Here is a 17,347-nt window from a genome sequence, read left to right on the forward strand (position 1 = left end):
CATTTCCTTTCTTGTCGTGGTTAAAAAATCTGACTCCACCCCGGCACTGCTAACGCGCCCCGCCGGCGGGGGGTTGGCCGCCGGTGTCTCTCACCGGGGGCGATTGCAGGGCCGCCGCAAAAAAAGCCACCAGCCGCGGCAGAGCCTGGTCCGTCCGCCGCAAATCAAACTGCCCCCCGCTTTCCTCCAGCACCCGCTGGGGATGCGCCAGCAGGTATCCCAGCGCGCCCCACAGCCCAATGACCCGCCAGCCCAATTCCTCCCGGCTCAGGTGGGGGCAGGCCCGCGCCAGCCGGCGCAGGAATTCCTCCTTCACATCGTGGTGCAACTGCCGCAGCATGGCCTGGGTGCGGGAGCTGGGATCGGAAACAATCCGCCCAATCAGCCGCATGACCACCGGCGATTGCCCGCCGCGCGCCGCCATGCGCAAGGGCGGCAGCAGCATGGCCTCCAATACCTCCTCCACAGCCAGCGGGCGGTCGCCGGCGCGCGCCTCCTTCTCCTGCAACAGCGCGTAGTGCTCCTCCCGCAGCGGGCCGAAACGGCGGCGGAAGACCGCCTCCAGCAGTCCTTCCTTGCTGCGGAAATAATAATAAACAGTGGGCAGGTTGACCTTCGCGCGGGCCACGATGTCCCGCAGGGAGGCGCCCTCATAACCCAGCTCGGCAAAAGCGGCCTCGGCCGCATCGAGGATGCGGTTTTGCGGGTCCCGACGGAGGTTTTTGCGTTCCGGCATACCTAACGTTTGTTTATAACGTACGTTAAATATATAATCCCGGACGCCGCCCCGCGCAAGCGCTTTTTTTTATTTTTTAAGATTGCGCCCCCCGCCCTCGCAGGGCATGTAATGCGGCGCACGGCGCGCGCCCCCCTGAGCGGCCCGCGCCGTCTTGTGTCATGAAACTGTGTTTGCTGGGACTCTCGGAAATTAAACCGGGCAAAATCAACATTAAAGACCCGCGTTTGGATGAGGCCGACCGGCTGGTCGAGGCCAAGAAGAAAACCTATGCCCAGGTGGAGGCGGTGGGCGAGGAAGGGTTACCCACCGCGGAAGCGGTGCTGACCACCACGGAAGGGCGGGCAGAACTCATCCTGCGCGACCTGGAGCTGGTGGAAACCCGCCTTTCCCGCGGGCCGGCCGAGGCCGAGGCCAAAGTGCTGGAAAAACTTAAAGGCTTGCTGGAGGCCGAAACCCTGCTCAGCCAGGCCGGGCTGGCGCCGGAGGAATGGCAGGCCGTGCACGCCCACCAATTTCTGACCACCAAACCCATTGTGGTGGCCTCCGAGGCCGAACGCAGCGACCCGGATGCCCTGGTGGTCCGCGCTGTGCGCGAGGGCGGGTATATCAGTTTCCTGACGGTGGGCGGCAAGGAAAACCGCGCCTGGCTGATTCGCCAGGGGACCACCGCCTGGGAGGCGGCCGGCGTCATTCACAGTGACATTCAAAAAGGCTTTATCCGCGCCGAAATCATCAGCTACGCCGATTTCCTGGCGGCTGGCGGTGAAACCGAGGCCAAGCGCGCGGGCAAATTGCGGCTCGAAACCAAAACCTACGTGATGCAGGACTACGACCTGGTCAATTTCCGGTTCAACAAATAATCCGAAAACCCAAATCATGCCCCCTGCCACCGCAACTTTTCCGGCGCGGGCGTGTATTTAACTCTGTGGCAGTCACATGGAATGACGTTTCCACCCGTCACTGAAGTGCTGGCGGCGGCGCTGCAAGTCACGCCGTCCCAGGTCGAGACCTGGCGGTCCATCTGGCGCAAAGCCGGAGAGGACGGCAACGCCGAGCCTTTGCTGGACTTTTTGTGCCGGGAGCGCGGGATTTCCGAGGAGGCTTTTTTGCAGCAACTGGCGCGCGTGCTCGGCCTTCCCTTCCTCGATTTGCCCAAGGTGGATGTGCCCACCGAGGCCCGCAACAAAATCTCCACCAAGGTGGCCTTTCAATACTTTGCGCTGCCCACCGCCTTCGAGAATGGCGTGCTGCAGGTTTGTGTCTGCAACCCCTTCGACGCCGCCATGCTCAGCGCCGTTCAGTACGACGCCGGCCTGCCCATCACCCTGGCCCTGGCCCCGCGCGCGGAGGTGGAAAAGGCCCTCAAAAAATACTACGGTGTGGGCGCCGCCACCCTGGACGAGGTCAGCGACCAGGAGGAGGAAATTCCGGATTTTGGCCCGTTGTCGGACAAGGAAATCACCGGCGACGACCAGGAGGCCAGCGTCATCAAATTTGTCAACCAGGTCATCTGGGAGGCTTACAAGGACCGCGCGACGGACATTCATTTCGAGCCGGCCGAGGACGAGCTGCGCATCCGTTACCGCATTGACGGCATCCTGCACCAGACGCCCATGCCGCCGCAGTTGAAGAAATTCCAGGCGTCCATCATCTCCCGTATCAAGGTGATGTCCGGCATGAACATCGCCGAGAAACGCCTGCCGCAGGACGGCCGCATCAACGTCCGCATCAAGGGCGAGGAGCTGGACATCCGCGTTTCCACCGTGCCCACCGTCTATGGGGAGAGCGTTTCGCTGCGCCTGCTCACCCGCGGCAAGGTGTTTCTGGGCCTGGACAAGCTCGGTTTCTCCCCGGAGCAGGAGGCGCGCATCCGCGAAATTATCGTCAAACCGCACGGCATCATGCTCGTCACCGGGCCCACCGGCTCGGGCAAGTCCACCTCGCTTTACGCCTTCCTCAGCAGCATCAACTCGGTGACCAAGCGCATCATCACCATCGAGGAGCCGGTGGAGTACGAGCTGAAGGGCATCAACCAGATTGCCGTGCGTTCGGACATCGGCCTGACCTTTGCCGTGGGGCTTCGCCACATCCTCCGCCAGGACCCCAACGTCATCATGGTGGGCGAAATCCGCGACCTGGAAACCGCGGAAATCGCCATTCGCGCCGCGCTGACCGGCCACCTGGTGTTCAGCACGCTGCACACCAATGACGCCCCCAGCGCCTTCACGCGCCTCATTGACATGGGCATCGAGCCGTTCCTGGTGGCCTCCTCCGTCGAGGCCGTCCTGGCCCAGCGCCTGGTGCGGACCATCTGCCCCCATTGCAAAGTGGAGCAAAAAGTCGAGCGTGATTACCTCCGCAAAATCGGCTTTCCAGAGGAGCACATTGAGACGGCCGTCTTTTTCCGCGGCGCCGGTTGCGAGGAATGCCGCCAACTGGGCTACCAGGGGCGCACCGGCATTTACGAACTGTTGCTGGTTTCGGAGCCCATCCGGCCGCTGATTATGAATCGCGCCCCGGCCACCGCCATTGCCGCCCAGGCCATTGCCGAGGGCATGCACACCCTGCGCCAGGACGGCTGGAACAAGGTCATGGCTGGCATCACGACCATTGAGGAAGTGCTGCGTGTCACCCAAACGGAAGAACACCGCAGCTTGATGGAAGAATCCCGCGCTGAACTGCTTGCCCGCACTTGAGCCATGGCCATCCCGCCCAGCAACGTTTATCAGCCCGCCGGTCGCCGGCTGCTGTGGCATTTTGCCGGGGCTGGCAGCAGCACGGCCGAACTCAAGGCCGCCCGGGAGCTGCCTCTGACGGGCAGCGAACCGCCGCCCAAACATTGGGTGGCCAAGGGCTGGAGCGCGTTTCTCAACCGTCGCCTCAACCTCGCCTGGCTGCCGCCGGGGACGGCGTTCATCCGCGCCGTCACCCTGCCGGTGATGCCGCGCGAGGAGCTGGTGGCCGCCATTGAATTCCAACTCGAAAAACTTTCCCCCCTGCCGCCCACGCACATCGTCTGGAGCGTGGAAGCCCTCCCGCAGGTGGTCAATGGCCAGCAAACGGTTCTGGTTCTCATCGCCGCGCGCCAGCAAGTCGAGCAGGTGCTCGGCCAGCTTGAGGCGCAAGGGTACCTGGCCGACCGTCTGGAAGTTCCCGCGCTGGATTTGCTTATGAGCGTGCCGGCCCAAGCCGAGGGGCTTTGGCTCTACCCCCCGCAGGAAGGGGCGGAAGCCTGCTGGCTGGCGGCCTGGTGGAGCGGCGGTCTGCTGCGGCACGTGGGGATGATTCACTTGCCGGAAGGCGAAAACCGCGGCCGGGTTTTGCAGGACCAGCTCCGGCTCATGGCCTGGGCGGGCGAGGTGGAGGGCTGGCTGGCGGGACCGGCGGCGTGGCATTTGGTGGCCGACAGTGTCTCGGCGGCCCTCTGGGAGCCGCTGGTGCGCGAAATTGCCGGCGGCCCGGTCACCCTCATCACCCCCCCGCCGGTGAGCCGGCTGGCGGGGCAAACCGTCAAGCGCGCTGCGGCCGCTCTGGCCGCCAAACTGCCCGGCCTGTTGCCCGCCGAAACCGCGCAGCAATACCGCGCCCGGTTTGTGGACGGCCTGTGGATGAGCAGCCTGACCACCGTGTTTGCCGTCTATCTGGTGGCGGTGCTGGCTTACTTTGGTTACCTTGAGTTTCTGGAGTATCGCCTCACGCGCGCTGAGGCCCAGGTGGCCGCCATCAGCGGCACTTACACCAACGCCCAGCAAATCAAGTTCCAGGTCCAAATCCTTCAGGAACAGCAAAACCTGAAATACGCCGCCCTGGAGGTCTGGGACGCGGTGGCGCGCACGCTGCCGCAGGAGCTGACCCTGCAGTCGCTGAACTTCTCGCGCGAGCGCACGCTCACCCTGTTTGGCACGGTCACCGAGGGCAACAACCAGGCCGTGTTTGATTTCAACAACGCCTTGAAACAGGTCGAATTCAATGGCCGCCCGCTCTTTGTCAAAGTGGCCGCGCCCTTCCTCGACACCCGGCAGGGGCGCTGGAATTTCACCTGCGAACTCAACCGCCTGGAATGAACCGCCTCTTTGACCAACTGAATCTGCGTCCGCAGGAGCGCCGGCTGGTGATGCTGGCGATGGTGGTGTTGTTTGGGGTCATCAACCTCTGGCTGGTGTTTCCGCGCCTGGACGACTGGCGCGAGCTGCGCCAGAAACTCATCACCGCCACCGAGACCTACGAGCGCCGCGCCGCTGAAGCCGCCAAACTCCCCGAATACAAAGCCAAGCTGGAGCAGCTCCAGAGCGAGGGCCAGTTCATTCCGCCCGAGGACCAGAGCGCCTCCCTCATGGAAATCATCAGCCGCGAAGCCGCCGTGGCCAACATCAGCCTCAGCAAAATCGCCCCCGGTGGCGGCGGGCCGATTCCCAACAACCCCTTCTTTGAAGAACAGCGGGTGACCCTCAACGGGGTGGCGGCCGAAGGGGACCTGGTCAATTTCCTGCGGAATCTGGGCAATCACCCCGCCCTGCTGCGGGTGCGGGACATGACGTTGAAACCGGACGCCAGCGGCACCAAGCTGGCCGTGGACCTGACCATCGCCGGCAACTACCCCAAGAAAGCCGGCCCGCGGCCCAAGCCGGGCTTCCGCACGCCCACTTCCCTGCCTAAAAGTTAACCGCCCATGCGCACAAGCTTATGAAAACCTGTTTCCCCTGCGCCGGCTGGCTGGCGCGCCGGCTGTGGCCTCTGGCGTTGCTGCTGAGTGCCGCCCTGCCGCTGCTCCACGCCGCCGACCCTGCGCCCGTGCCCGTGCCACCCGCGTTGCCCGTGCCACCAGCCCTGCCGCAACCGCCTGTGCCCAAGCCGCCCACCACGGCCACCAACCCGGCGGTGACCACCTCCACGCCAGGCGGCACCAACGCCGCAACTGTGACGGCCCCGCCTCGCCTGCCGTCCTCCTTGAACACGGCGGCCTTCACCAACCTGCCCATGGAAATGCGCATCAAAGCCCTGCGCACTGCCGGCTTGACCAATGAAGCCGAGCGCCTGGCCGCCACTTTGACCAACGCCCCCAGCGCCACCGGCACCAATGCCGCCCCCGGCGAGGAAATTCTGCCCGTCAACACCATCCGCCTCCAGGCCGCGGAATTAAGCGCGGTGCTGGATGTTTACGCCCTGCTGGTCCAACGCACCATCCTGCGCCCCTCTTCCCTCCCCGATACCAAAATCACCCTGCGCAACACCACGCCCCTCACCGTCTCTGAAGCCGTCCGCGCCATTGAGGCGGTGTTGAGCATGAATCAAATCACTCTCATTCCCGTGGGGGATAAGTTTGTGAAAGTGGTGCCGCAAACCGTGGCTTTTCAGGAGGCCAAACGCCCCAGCAGCCTGGATGAAGTGCACGAGATGGAAGATTTGGGGCCGTTTGTCACCGTGGTGCGGCAAATGACCAATGCCAAACCCAGCGAGGTGGTGCAGGCCATTCAACCGTTTGCCAAAATGCAGGGCGGCATCGTCCCCATAGACAGCAGCGGCATTCTGGTCCTGCGCGATTACGCCGACAACGTCAAGCGCATGATGGAGCTGCTGGACAAAATTGATGTCACCGTCCCCTTGGAAGTCGAGCCGGTGGTCATCCCCATCAAATACGCCTTGGCGGGCGACATCGCCCAGGTTCTGGGCCAGCTCACCTCCGGCACCGTGGCCAGCACCGGCACCGGCGCCGGCAGCACCCGCGGACTAAGCCGGCCCACCACCACCACCGGGCGCACCTCGCCCTTTGGCACCACGCCCGGTCAGCCTGGCTACAACCCCATGAACCCCGGCGGCACCACCGGCATCACTCCCACCACCAGCCCCGGCTCCGCCCAAAGCGCCTTCCAGGACCGCCTCCGCAGCATCGTGGCCCGCGCCGCGGGCACCGGTGATTTTCAAATCCTCGGCCAGGCCAAAATCATTGCCGACGAGCGCATCAACGCGCTGCTGGTGTTTGCTGACAAGCGCGACCGCGACATGATTACCAACATCATCAGCAAGCTGGACGTGGTGCTGGCCCAAGTGCTCATCGAGGCGCTCATTGTCGAAGTCGGCCTCAATGACAACGAGGAATACGGCATCAGCTATCTGCAACGCGCGGTTTCCAAAGGCAAGTTCACCGGCGCCGGCGCCATCAACAACGCCCAGGGCAATCCCTTCCTGGACCCCAACTCCATCGGCGGCGTGGGCACCAATCTCGCTGGCGGCTTCACGTATTTTGCCCGCATCGGGGACTTGGACATCGCCGCCAAGGCCGCCGCCAGCGACGGCCGCATCAGCGTCCTTTCCCGCCCGCGCATCCAAACTTCCCACGCCGTGGAGGCCAGCCTCTTTGTCGGTGAAACCCGGCCCTACCCCACCGGCAGCGCCTACGGCGGTTACTACGGCGCCTACAGCACCATCCAGCAATTGCAAATCGGCATCGAGCTGTCGGTGCTTCCGCTCATCAACCCGGACGGCCTGGTGGTCATGGAAATCCGCCAGCGCATCCAAAATGTGGGCGAGCCGGTCCGCATCGAAAACGTGGGCGAAGTCCCCACCACCATTGACCGCACCGCCAATGCCAAGGTGGCCGTGCGCGACGGCGACACCATCATCCTGGGCGGCTTCATCAGCGCCGACCACTCCCGCAGCAAATCCGGCGTCCCCTTCCTCAAGGACATCCCCGGCCTGGGCGCGCTTTTCCGCTCCTCCTCCACCAAGCGCAACCGCAAGGAGCTGATTGTTTTCATCCGCCCCACCGTGCTCGAAAACCCGGAGGCCGCCGCCAAGCTGGCCGCCACCGAGCGCGCCAAAATCTCACCGGTCAACGCCGTGGAAAAACAGTTCGAGCGCGACGAAAAGGAGCGCACCCGCCAGTTGCTGGATGAAATGCAGCGCGACGAGCGCAAAAAGAAAACCGGCCGCTCCACCGGCGAACCTGCCGCCAACAGCCTGCAATCCTTCCCGCCCATGTAAGTCCGCGGCGCCGGCCTGAGGGGAGTTTTGACCCGCGGAGCGGCCCCCGGCGGTGACACTTCGCCTTGCGGGGGGTACCTTCGTCCGGGGGCGTGCCTGCGCGGGCGCGCCGCACTTGCTTTCGCGCTTGCCGTCGGGGCTTATGATTTGTTAACTTGCAAAAGTTACTATGGCTGCCATAGGCCGATTCCAGAAGGGCGATGAGATTTTCTTCGCCAAAGTGGTGGATGGCGAGTTGTTCCGCCTCCGCGGAGATGTTTTTGGCTCGCCGTCCTTTGATAAAAAGCCTCTGCCGCAAAAGGGCGTGCGAACGCTCGTGCCCGTGGTGCCCTCCAAGGTCATCGCGGTGGGATTGAACTATGCCGACCATGCCCGGGAATCCGGCAAGCCACTGCCCAAGGAGCCGCTCTTCTGGTTCAAGGCGCCCACCTCGCTGCTGCCCGACGGCGGCAAAATTGAAATCCCCTTTCCGCATCATCGCACGGATTACGAGGCCGAGCTGGCCATCATCATCGGCCGCCGCGTGCGCAATGTCACGCCCGCCGCCGCCGCGCGCTACATCTTTGGGTACACCGCCGCGCAGGACATCAGCGATCGCACCATCCAAAACTCTGAAAGCCAGTGGTGCCGCTGCAAATCCTTTGACACCTTCACGCCGCTGGGGCCGTTCATTGAGACCAAAATTGACCCGCATGACTTGAACATTCAGCTCTTCCAGAACGGCCAGTTGCGCCAAAACTCCAACACCAGCCAGCTTATTTTCAACTGCTTCCACCTGGTCAGCTTCATCTCCACCAACATGACGCTGCTGCCCGGCGATGTCATCCTGACCGGCACCCCGGCCGGGGTTGGCCCCATTGCCTCGGGCGATCGCCTCGAAGTGCGCATCCAGGGGCTGGCGCCGCTGGTCAACTCCGTCAAATGAGCGGCGGCGACGCGGCCCACACTTCCCCCCCGGCCGCTGCTGGCGGGCGCGGCGGCCGCTCCGGCGCGCCGGAGGGTTTCCGAAACTAATTTTTTATGCGTTGGACTCAAACCTTCATCCCCACTCTGAAAGAAAGCCCGGCGGAAGCCGAGATTCCCTCACACAAACTGCTGTTGCGCGCCGGCTTGGCCCGTAAACTGGCGGGCGGCCTCTACACCTTCCTGCCCCTGGGCCTGCGCGCCCTGCGCAAGGTCGAGCAGATTGTGCGCGAAGAAATGGACCGCGCCGGCGCCCTGGAAGTGCTCATGCCCGCCCTGCAACCGCCGGACATCTGGAAACAGAGCGGCCGCTACGAAACCGCCCGCGAAGTGTTGTACAAGGTCAAGGACCGCGCTGAAAAGGAGTGGCTCCTCGGCCCCACGCACGAGGAGGTCATCACCACCCTGGCCGCCGCGGAAATTCAATCCCACCGCCAGTTGCCCAAAAACTTCTACCAGATTCAGGTCAAGTTCCGCGATGAAATCCGCCCGCGCTTCGGCCTGATGCGCGCGCGCGAATTCATCATGAAAGACGCTTACAGCTTCGATGTCAGCGACGAGGCGGCGCAGCTCAGCTACCAGAAGATGTATCAGGCCTACGCCCGCATCTTCGCCCGGTGCGGCCTGCAGTCCTATCCCGTGGAGGCCGATACCGGCGTCATCGGCGGCAAGTTCTCCCATGAATTCATGGTGCCGGCCGAAACCGGCGAAAACGAAGTGGTCTATTGCGAAACCGGCGCCTACGCCGCCAACATCGAAAAAGCCACCAGCCGCGGGCCGTTGACCCCCACCCCCAGCGCCTCCACGGGCGCTGCGCCGGAGAAATTCGCGACCCCCGGGGTCACCACCATCGAAGCCCTGACCCAGCCGCCCTACCACGTGGCTGCTGAGCGGCAAATCAAAACCTTGGTTTATCTGGTGTCCAGCCAGATTGTCCTGGTGCTGCTGCGCGGGGATGACCAGCTCAATGAAGCCAAGTTCACCGGCATCGTCGGCACCAATGAATTCCGGCCCGCCACGCCGGAGGAGGTCTTCGCCGCCCTGGGGGCGCACCCCGGCAGCCTCGGCGGGGTGGGCGTGACCAGGTTCCCCATCTACGCCGACCTCGCGCTCCGCGGCGCCCGCGGCATGACCACCGGCGCCAATGAAGATGGTTATCACCTGCGCCACGTGGACCTCGAGCGCGACATCTCCGTCCAACACTGGGCCGACTTGCGCACCGTCAAGGCCGGCGAACTGTGCACCGTCTCCGGCCAGCCGCTGAAAATTCGCCGCGCCATTGAAGTGGGCCACGTCTTCAAGCTCGGCACCAAGTACAGCGAGCGCCTTGGCGCCTGTTATCTCGACGACGCCGGCCAGCGGCATCCGTGCATCATGGGTTGCTATGGCATTGGCGTCACCCGCACCCTTCAGGCGGTCATCGAGCAATGCCACGATGCCGATGGCATCCGCTGGCCCATGTCCGTCGCGCCCTATCAGGTGCTCATCACCCCGCTGGCCGTGGCTCCGGGCAGCCCCGCCATGCAGGTGGCCGAAAAAATCTACGCCGACCTTGCCGCCCGCGGGGTGGAAGTGCTGTTGGATGACCGCGATGAACGCCCCGGGGTCAAGTTCAAGGATGCCGATTTGATTGGCATCCCCTTGCGCATCGGCATCGGCGAACGCTCCCTGGCCAAAGGCGAAGTTGAATTGAAAGCGCGTGGTGGCGCCGTGCAACCGGTCAAGGTGGAGGCGGCCGTGGAAGCCGCCCTGGCCCATATCCAGGCCGCCCTGGCTGCCATTCAGCAAGCTGCCGAAAAAGCCGCCACCGCCTAGCCCGGAGCGGGCCACCTACGGCGCCGGTATAAATTGCACGCACACAGCGGGCACCTCGACATTCTGCCCGGTGTCACTCAACCGGCCGGTGTCGGGATTCACCGCCAGGACCACCAGGTTGCCCGAAGTCTGATTCCCGCTGAGCATCCACCGTCCGGTGGGGTCCAGTGCAAAATGCCGGGGCGTTTTGCCGCCGCTGGGATGATGCTGCACCAGCGTCAGCCGCCCCGTGGCGGCGTCCACGGCGTACACCACGATGCTATCGTGCCCGCGGTTGCTGCCGTAAACAAATTTGCCATTGGGATGCACCGCAATTTCCGCCGTCGTGTTCTGGCCGGTGAAATCGGCCGGCAGCGTCGGGAGGGCGCTCAGCGCCGTAAGCGCGCCATTTTCCGGGTTGTACTCATACTGCGCGACGGTGTTGTTCAGCTCGTTGATGACATAGACCCAGCGCCCATTCGGATGAAACGCCAGATGCCGTGGCCCCGCCCCGGGCGCTGTGGCCACATGCGGCGGCTCCGCCGGCGTCAAGGATGCCCTGGCCGGCTCCAGGCGGTAAGTGAGCACCTTGTCCAAGCCCAGGTCACATACCAGCACAAACCGGTTGCCCGGGTCCACATCCACCGAGTGCGCATGGGGCCCCTTTTGCCGCTGAGGATTCACACTGGAGCCTTGATGTTGAATAAAGCTCGCCGCCGCGCCCAGGGAGCCATCTTTTTGAATGGGCAGCGCGGCCACGCTGCCGCCGCCGTAATTGGCCACCAGCAAGCATTGCCCCGAGCGATCCACCGCCAGATGGCACGGCCCGCTCCCGCCGCTGAATTGCGTGTTCAGGCGCGTCAATTTGCCGCTTGCCGCCTCCACCGCGTACGCCGTGATGCCACCGCCCTGGGCTCCGCCCACTTCGCTCAGCGCATAGAGAAACTGGCGCGTGGGATGCACCACCAGCCACGTGGGATTGGTCACCTCGGCCGCCAGCGCGCCCTCGCTCAACTGGCCCGTGGCCGCATTAAATTTGAAGTAGTGAATGCCTTTGCTTCTGGGGCCGGTGTAGGCGCCGACATAGACATGATAGCTGGCCGCTTCCACCATCCCGGCCAGCCCCAATATGCCGCCCGCCGCCAGCGAGAAACAGATTTTGCGCAACAATGTGGCTTGCATAACCCCATGAAACCCCGCTGGCGCTCCCCACGCAAGCCTGGAACGCCACTTAAAGCTCAGGCGGTTCAGGGTGGGCCACCCCCGTGAGGCAGACAGGGCAGGGTATTCCCCTCCGCTACGTTATCCTGGTGGCGTGGAGGCAAAACGCGGCAAGGCATCCTTCCCGCGCTGGCGGGGTCATTCCCCGCGCCCCAGTCCGGAAGGAGCAATGGACAAGCTCAGCAGTTCCAGGCGGAAAAGGAGGCGGCGAGCTTCTTCGGTTTGGATGGCATCGGGCATGGCCGGTTGCAGCTCGAGGGTGTCCACGCGCAGGTGCAGATAGCGGTTTTCCAAATCGGCCAGAAACCGCCCAAAGTCGTGGAAGCGCGCCCGGCCGTTCAACCCAAAACTGACGGTGGCATAAGGCGTGTTGGTGCCGGGAATCAACGGCTCTGCCGTCTTTGGCGGATCCACATCTGAAATCAAAATGCCCGGCGCCTTGGGATTGAGGAAGCGCTGCAGTTGCCAGCGGTAAACGTTGCCGGTGGGCAGCTCGCGTTCCAGCTCCCGCAAGGCGTTGCTCGTCACCAGCAACTGTTGTTGTAGAGCTTCCCATTGGCCGGCCAGGGCGCTGATTTCCTGCGCCTCGGTCTTCCATCGCTGCCGCTGCTCCCGGGCCTCCGCCAACAAACGCATCTCAGTGCGGATGACCAGCCAATAGTACCCCCCCGCCAGGGCGGCGGTAATCAGGACAATCATCAGCAGCAATTTTTTTTCGCGCTCGCTCATGGGGCCGTTATTCCACCAGCAGACATTCAATGGTAATCAGCGCAAAGCTCCAGCCCGGATTGGCTGTGTCCGGCTGCCGGCTGGAGCGCTGCTTCAGCACCAGGCTTTCCGGGCCGGGCAGGCGTTTTTTGAAGTAGGGATTGGAGGCCAGCGCGTCAATAAACGCATCGGTGGCGCCCAATTCGGAGTAATCCTTGGCCTGGATTTGGAGCAACACGGCTTCGCGCTGTTCTTTTTTGCTGCCTTTGGCCACCACCAGGGGCGTGCGCTGCGTTGAAATGCGCGTAATCACAATGTCCTCCACCAAAGACCGTTGCAGCGCGTCGAGCAGGGGGGCCACCAGGTAGCGAGAGGCCGCCTGCTGCTGCAAAAGCTGCAGACGATGACGATCGGACTGCAGACTTTTCTGCAAGACCCGCGCCTCCGCCGCCCGCCGCTGGAGCAGGGCGAGGGGATCGGATTTCAGCTCGGCATTTTCCGCCACCAATTTCCATCCCAGCACTGCGCTCCAGACCAGCATCAGCGCGCATACCATACCGGCAAGGGCAAAAGCGATCCGCGTCGGGCTGCGCTGCCGCCGCTGTTCTTCCGCCAGTTGGGTGGCCAGCAGATTCAAGCTGCGCGGCACAGCCTCGAGGGCTTCCATGGCCGCCCCCACTGCCGCCATGAACAACGGCATGTCACGTTTGAAGGCGGCGGTGCGGTCCTGCCCTACGTTCAAATTGATATTGTCCGGCAAATGCCACGGCCGGCACGGCAGATGGGTGGCCTTTTCCAGGATTTGCAGGATTTGCGGCGAGCGTGCCGCGCCGCCCGAGAGATAGACCGTGCTGACTTTTTGCTCCGATTGGGACTCAAAAAAGTCAATGGACGCTTTCAGCTCCTGCGCCAGCGGCGCCAGCAGCAGCTCCAGCTTGCTGTCCACGGTGTTGGGCAGCAGCACTTTGACGCTTTCCGCCGCCTCCAGCGTCACATTCATGGCCTCGGCCAGGCCGGCGGTCAAATTGCGCCCTCCCAGGGGGATCACGCGGTTTTGCACCACCTCCCCATGACTGAGAATGCTGACCAGCGTCTGTTCCAGGCCAAAATCAAAAGTGGCGATGGCCGTGCTCAGGTCCCCGCTTTGCGGGGTCTTCATCCCCTGCACCAGGGCGATGGGCATGGGCATGACCTGCACCAGTTTGAATCCGGCCGCTTTGGCGCCGCGCACCAGCGCGTCCACCAGCGCCCGTTTCGCTCCGCCCACCAGCACCGAGATTTTCTTAAGCTTGGCGGCTCCCTTGGCGGCCTCGGCGCCGGGATTTTTGGCGTCTTTGGTTTCCGTGGGGGCCGGCACTTCCTTGGGTTGACTTTTTTGGACCTGGCAGTCAAAAACATACCCCGGATAATCTTCCTTCAGGTACAATTTGGAGTTGCGCTGCAAGACCTCGCGCAGCGTGGAGACCGGCATGGGTGGCAGCTCGGTGAGCTGCACCAGCGAATCATGGCTGCGCAAGACCACCACCGCCTGCCGCACTTTGGTGCCCCCCATGGCATGGCGGATTTGGCGGAAATGCTCCGCAAAATCTTCCGCTGTCAATGCGCGGTGGTTCCCCTGGCTGAAAGGCGCTTCTAGGAGGCAAAAATCCTGCACCGTCAAACCGACGGCCGAGGTTTCCATCAATACCGCCGCAGTTTGCCGGTTGCCAAAGGCTATGGATAATACTTGCTTCACTCAGGTGTTAGCCCACGCAGGCCTTTGTCACCTGTGCTGGCCAGGCTGACAACCCATGGAAAATGCAGATGCTTGGGCTAATATTGCCACTTATCCTGCCCGCCAGGCAAGACAACTCTTTGAGGGCAGGCACGATGATTAGTTGCCCTGCTGTGTCAAAATAACAACCAAAACATAACCGTCATGGCCGAAATTGCCAAACCCAACCTTGCTGGCGCGGGTGGCCCTGGAAACCATCCCCCCACCCCCCATCGGACAGACGCTCCCGCCATGACTTCCGCTCGACACTTCAAGGATTTGCCGGTAGCCTCTGCCCCGCTTATGTCACTCCTTGCCCATAGGCGCTGCCGCGCTCCGCAATGCCGGGCTTGGGGCATGTGGTTGCTGGCCGCCGGATGGCTGGCCGCCGGCCTGACAGCCGCACCGGCACCGGTGCTGGAAACCAACGTGGCCCCGGGCATCAACAAGGAATACACCCGCACCAACCTCAACGTGGAGCGCTGGGTGCAGAACTTCGAGCGCGAAAGCCGCGAGATTTACGCCCAACGCGAAAAAATCCTCGCCACCCTCCAGCTCAAGCCCGGGATGCGCGTGGCCGATGTGGGGGCGGGCAGCGGCCTGTTCACCGTGCTCTTTGCGCACGCCGTCGGCCCCCGAGGCCGGGTGTATGCGGTGGATATTGTCCCGGCTTTTCTGCGGCACATCGAAGCCCGCGCCCGTGAAGCCGGCTTGTTGCACATCCGCACCGTGCAGGCCACGGAGCGCTCCTCCCAACTGCCCGCCAACAGCGTGGACCTGGTGTTCATCTGTGACACCTACCATCATTTTGAATATCCGCAGTCCACGCTTGCCTCGCTGCATCGCGCCCTGCGTGCCAGGGGGCAACTGGTGGTGATTGATTTCCACCGCATTCCTGGCCAATCGTCGGAATGGACCCTCAACCATGTGCGGGCGGGGCAGGAGGTTTTTGCGCGGGAAATCGAGGCGGCCGGCTTTCAACGCTTGCCGGACCCGCCGCAGGACTTCTTGAAGGAAAATTACCTGATGCGCTTCATCAAGCGGGGGCGTTAAGGGCCAGGGACTATGGGGCATGGAGCATCAGCCTGGGAAGCGCAAATCCCACGGACTTTTTCTGTTCAGCGCACACCGGTTGAGCTGGAGCGGAAGCCGGCTCTCCCGCGGCAACCCTAAGGACTCACGCATGAGCAACAAACGGCAACTGGGGCTGGTCACGGCCACCGCGCTGGTGGTGGCCAACATGATTGGCACGGGCGTCTTTACCACCAGCGGTTATACGTTGGGCGACTTGAAATCGCCCTGGCTGGTCCTGGCCGCCTGGGCCGTGGGCGGGGGCATCGCGGCCATGGGCGCGCTGTGTTATGCCGCTCTGGCGCGGCGCATTCCGGAATCCGGCGGCGAGTATCTGTTCCTCTCACGCACGCTGCATCCGGCGGCGGGTTATGTGGCGGGATGGATTTCCCTGCTGGTGGGTTTCTCCGCGCCGCTGGCCGCCGTGGCCTATGGTTTTGGGGAATACATCAAAACCTGGTATCCGCACTGGGACGCCCAGACGGTGGGCGGCATCCTGATTATCTTGTTTGCGGCGTTGCACGCGGCGGACGTGAAGCATGGCGCGTGGGTCCAAAACGCCACCGTCATCCTCAAAGTCCTCCTGATTCTCGGCTTCATCGGCTGGGGTTTTTCGCAACTGCCGCCGGCGCAGCCCTCCGCGCCGGCCAAGTTTCCGCTGGGCCTCTTTGCCGTGTCGCTGGTGTGGATTTCGTTTGCGTACTCGGGCTGGAATGCGGTGATTTACATTGGCGGCGAAATCAAGGATGGCGAACGCACGCTGCCACGAGCCATGTTGATGGGCACCGCCCTGGTGACGGTGCTGTACCTCCTGCTCAACGCCGTGTTTGTCTTTTCGGCCCCCCTTGAAAAATTGCAATACCAGGTGGCCATTGGGCGGGTGGCCGCCTACGCGCTGGGCGGCGATTTGTGGGCCAACCTCATCACGGCGCTGGTCTCCCTGGCGCTCATCAGTTCCGTCTCCTCGCTGCTCATGGTGGGGCCGCGCGTCTATGCCAAAATGGCCGAGGACGGCTGGCTGCCGCGCGTGCTGGCCGCTCCCAGCGGGCCGCCGCGGCGGGCCATTGGCCTCCAGGCCGCGCTGGCGTTGTTCATGCTCTGGCAGACGGAATTCCAAAACCTGATGAATTACATCGGCTTCACCCTCCTCTTGAGCACCACCGCCACCGTCCTTGGTCTGATTCGGCTGCGCCTTCAGCAAGGGCCGTCCGTGCGGGTGGTGGGCTGGCCCTGGCTGCCGTTTTCATACCTGGTGGTGGTGTATGCGATGGCGCTCTTCAATGTGCAGCTTCGCCCCACCCAGAGTTTATACGGCCTGGCCACCATTTTCCTGGGCGTGGCCGCCTGGTGGCTGACCGCCTGGTATCGCCAGCGCCGGCCCGTTACCTGAGGCGCAGCACTTCGGTCCGCAGCCGCCCGACAAAATGCTCCGGCAACCGCGGGTCCAGCGAGCCTGGCTCGGGCCGCTCGGCGCTCACGTGGCCGTCGCAAAAAACCGCGCCGGCAGCTTGTTCGTGCCGGAAATGTGCCGTGCGCTCGGTGTCATTGGTGCTCACATAATAAAACTCTTCCAGCATCGGATTCTCCGGCGAGGCGGGCGGCTGAAAGGTATTGATTTGCGCGGCATCCGCCAGAAACACCGTTTCCGAGGCGGACTTGAGTTTGTAGATGTTCACCGGCGGCGCAGCGGGAGGGGCCGAAAGACAAAGGTTGTAACCATAACCATAGGCGGCGCCGGTGGCCTTGAGTTTGAAGGACGCCAAGGTGTAGTCCAGCGCGGGGCACAGCTCCACTCCGCGCCCCAGCAAGTAGGGGTACAACGCCCCAGCCTCCGGACGAAAGGCGCGCTGGCCCTCGGCGCCATTTTCCAGCCAACCAAACCAGTACAGCCGCCCGCCGTTGGTGGCCATGCCGCCATAACGGAAGGCATGGCCCTGGTAATCATCCCAATACATCTGCCCGGCCAGCCCCATCTGGCGCAGGTTGCTGAAACACTTCACGCGTTGCGCGGCCCGTTTGCTGCGTCCCAGCGCCGGCAGCAGCAGGGCCAGCAGCACGGCCAGAATGGCCGCCACCACCAGCAGCTCCACCAGCGTAAATGCGCGTCGCTTGCTCAT

At 63.4% G+C, this 17,347-nt stretch carries 14 protein-coding genes; 9 read left to right on the forward strand and 5 right to left on the reverse strand.

All coding sequences use genetic code 11. The features are described 5' to 3' along the window. Positions 1–49 precede the first annotated feature (49 nt). The gene (locus NXS98_RS15385) at positions 50–736 is read right to left on the reverse strand and encodes a TetR/AcrR family transcriptional regulator (protein WP_283845917.1); all 687 of its coding nucleotides are present in this window, start codon (positions 734–736) and stop codon (positions 50–52) included. Between the two features lie 161 nt (positions 737–897). Between NXS98_RS15385 and NXS98_RS17990 the strand changes: the two genes are divergently transcribed. From NXS98_RS17990 to NXS98_RS15420, 7 genes are all read left to right on the forward strand, one after another. Next, positions 898–1,599: a DUF933 domain-containing protein gene (locus NXS98_RS17990; RefSeq protein WP_425499914.1), complete on the forward strand. Its 702-nt coding sequence runs from the start codon at positions 898–900 to the stop codon at positions 1,597–1,599. A gap of 81 nt (positions 1,600–1,680) precedes the next feature. Beyond that, the gene (locus NXS98_RS15395; protein WP_283845919.1) at positions 1,681–3,435 is read left to right on the forward strand and encodes a GspE/PulE family protein; all 1,755 of its coding nucleotides are present in this window, start codon (positions 1,681–1,683) and stop codon (positions 3,433–3,435) included. Positions 3,436–3,438: 3 nt separating this feature from the next. Beyond that, the gene (locus tag NXS98_RS15400; protein ID WP_283845920.1) at positions 3,439–4,803 is read left to right on the forward strand and encodes a hypothetical protein; all 1,365 of its coding nucleotides are present in this window, start codon (positions 3,439–3,441) and stop codon (positions 4,801–4,803) included. After that, complete coding sequence (locus NXS98_RS15405) at positions 4,800–5,402, forward strand: type IV pilus inner membrane component PilO (protein WP_283845921.1); 603 nt, start codon at positions 4,800–4,802, stop codon at positions 5,400–5,402. The genes NXS98_RS15400 and NXS98_RS15405 overlap by 4 nt, the downstream gene beginning before the upstream one ends. Before the next feature lie 20 nt (positions 5,403–5,422). Next, positions 5,423–7,720, forward strand: a complete 2,298-nt coding sequence (locus NXS98_RS15410) for a secretin GspD/PilQ domain-containing protein (protein WP_283845922.1) — start codon at positions 5,423–5,425, stop codon at positions 7,718–7,720. 169 nt (positions 7,721–7,889) lie between these two features. Further along, the gene (locus NXS98_RS15415) at positions 7,890–8,645 is read left to right on the forward strand and encodes a fumarylacetoacetate hydrolase family protein (protein WP_283845923.1); all 756 of its coding nucleotides are present in this window, start codon (positions 7,890–7,892) and stop codon (positions 8,643–8,645) included. A gap of 95 nt (positions 8,646–8,740) precedes the next feature. Continuing rightward, on the forward strand, positions 8,741–10,498 hold the full coding sequence (locus tag NXS98_RS15420) for a proline--tRNA ligase (protein WP_283845924.1): 1,758 nt from the start codon (positions 8,741–8,743) through the stop codon (positions 10,496–10,498). A 15-nt stretch (positions 10,499–10,513) separates the two neighbouring features. Here NXS98_RS15420 and NXS98_RS15425 read toward each other — a convergent pair whose 3' ends face one another. The 3 genes from NXS98_RS15425 to pilM form a co-directional block, all read right to left on the reverse strand. Then, complete coding sequence (locus tag NXS98_RS15425; protein WP_283845925.1) at positions 10,514–11,659, reverse strand: lactonase family protein; 1,146 nt, start codon at positions 11,657–11,659, stop codon at positions 10,514–10,516. Positions 11,660–11,836: 177 nt separating this feature from the next. Continuing rightward, complete coding sequence (locus NXS98_RS15430; RefSeq protein ID WP_283845926.1) at positions 11,837–12,427, reverse strand: hypothetical protein; 591 nt, start codon at positions 12,425–12,427, stop codon at positions 11,837–11,839. Positions 12,428–12,434: 7 nt separating this feature from the next. Continuing rightward, positions 12,435–14,141 carry a pilus assembly protein PilM gene (gene pilM, locus NXS98_RS15435; protein ID WP_283845927.1) on the reverse strand — a complete coding sequence of 569 codons (1,707 nt, stop codon included), beginning with the start codon at positions 14,139–14,141 and terminating at the stop codon, positions 12,435–12,437. 375 nt (positions 14,142–14,516) lie between these two features. Between pilM and NXS98_RS15440 the strand changes: the two genes are divergently transcribed. Next, positions 14,517–15,212: a class I SAM-dependent methyltransferase gene (locus NXS98_RS15440; RefSeq protein ID WP_283845929.1), complete on the forward strand. Its 696-nt coding sequence runs from the start codon at positions 14,517–14,519 to the stop codon at positions 15,210–15,212. A 130-nt stretch (positions 15,213–15,342) separates the two neighbouring features. Continuing rightward, a complete protein-coding gene (locus NXS98_RS15445; protein ID WP_283845930.1) occupies positions 15,343–16,620 on the forward strand; it encodes an APC family permease in 1,278 nt (425 codons plus the stop codon). Here the strand turns inward: NXS98_RS15445 and NXS98_RS15450 are convergent. After that, positions 16,613–17,347 (reverse strand): prepilin-type N-terminal cleavage/methylation domain-containing protein, encoded by a 735-nt coding sequence (locus NXS98_RS15450; protein WP_283845931.1) that lies wholly within the window; start codon positions 17,345–17,347, stop codon positions 16,613–16,615. The genes NXS98_RS15445 and NXS98_RS15450 overlap by 8 nt on opposite strands.

Source organism: Fontisphaera persica (assembly GCF_024832785.1).
GTDB lineage: Bacteria > Verrucomicrobiota > Verrucomicrobiia > Limisphaerales > Fontisphaeraceae > Fontisphaera > Fontisphaera persica.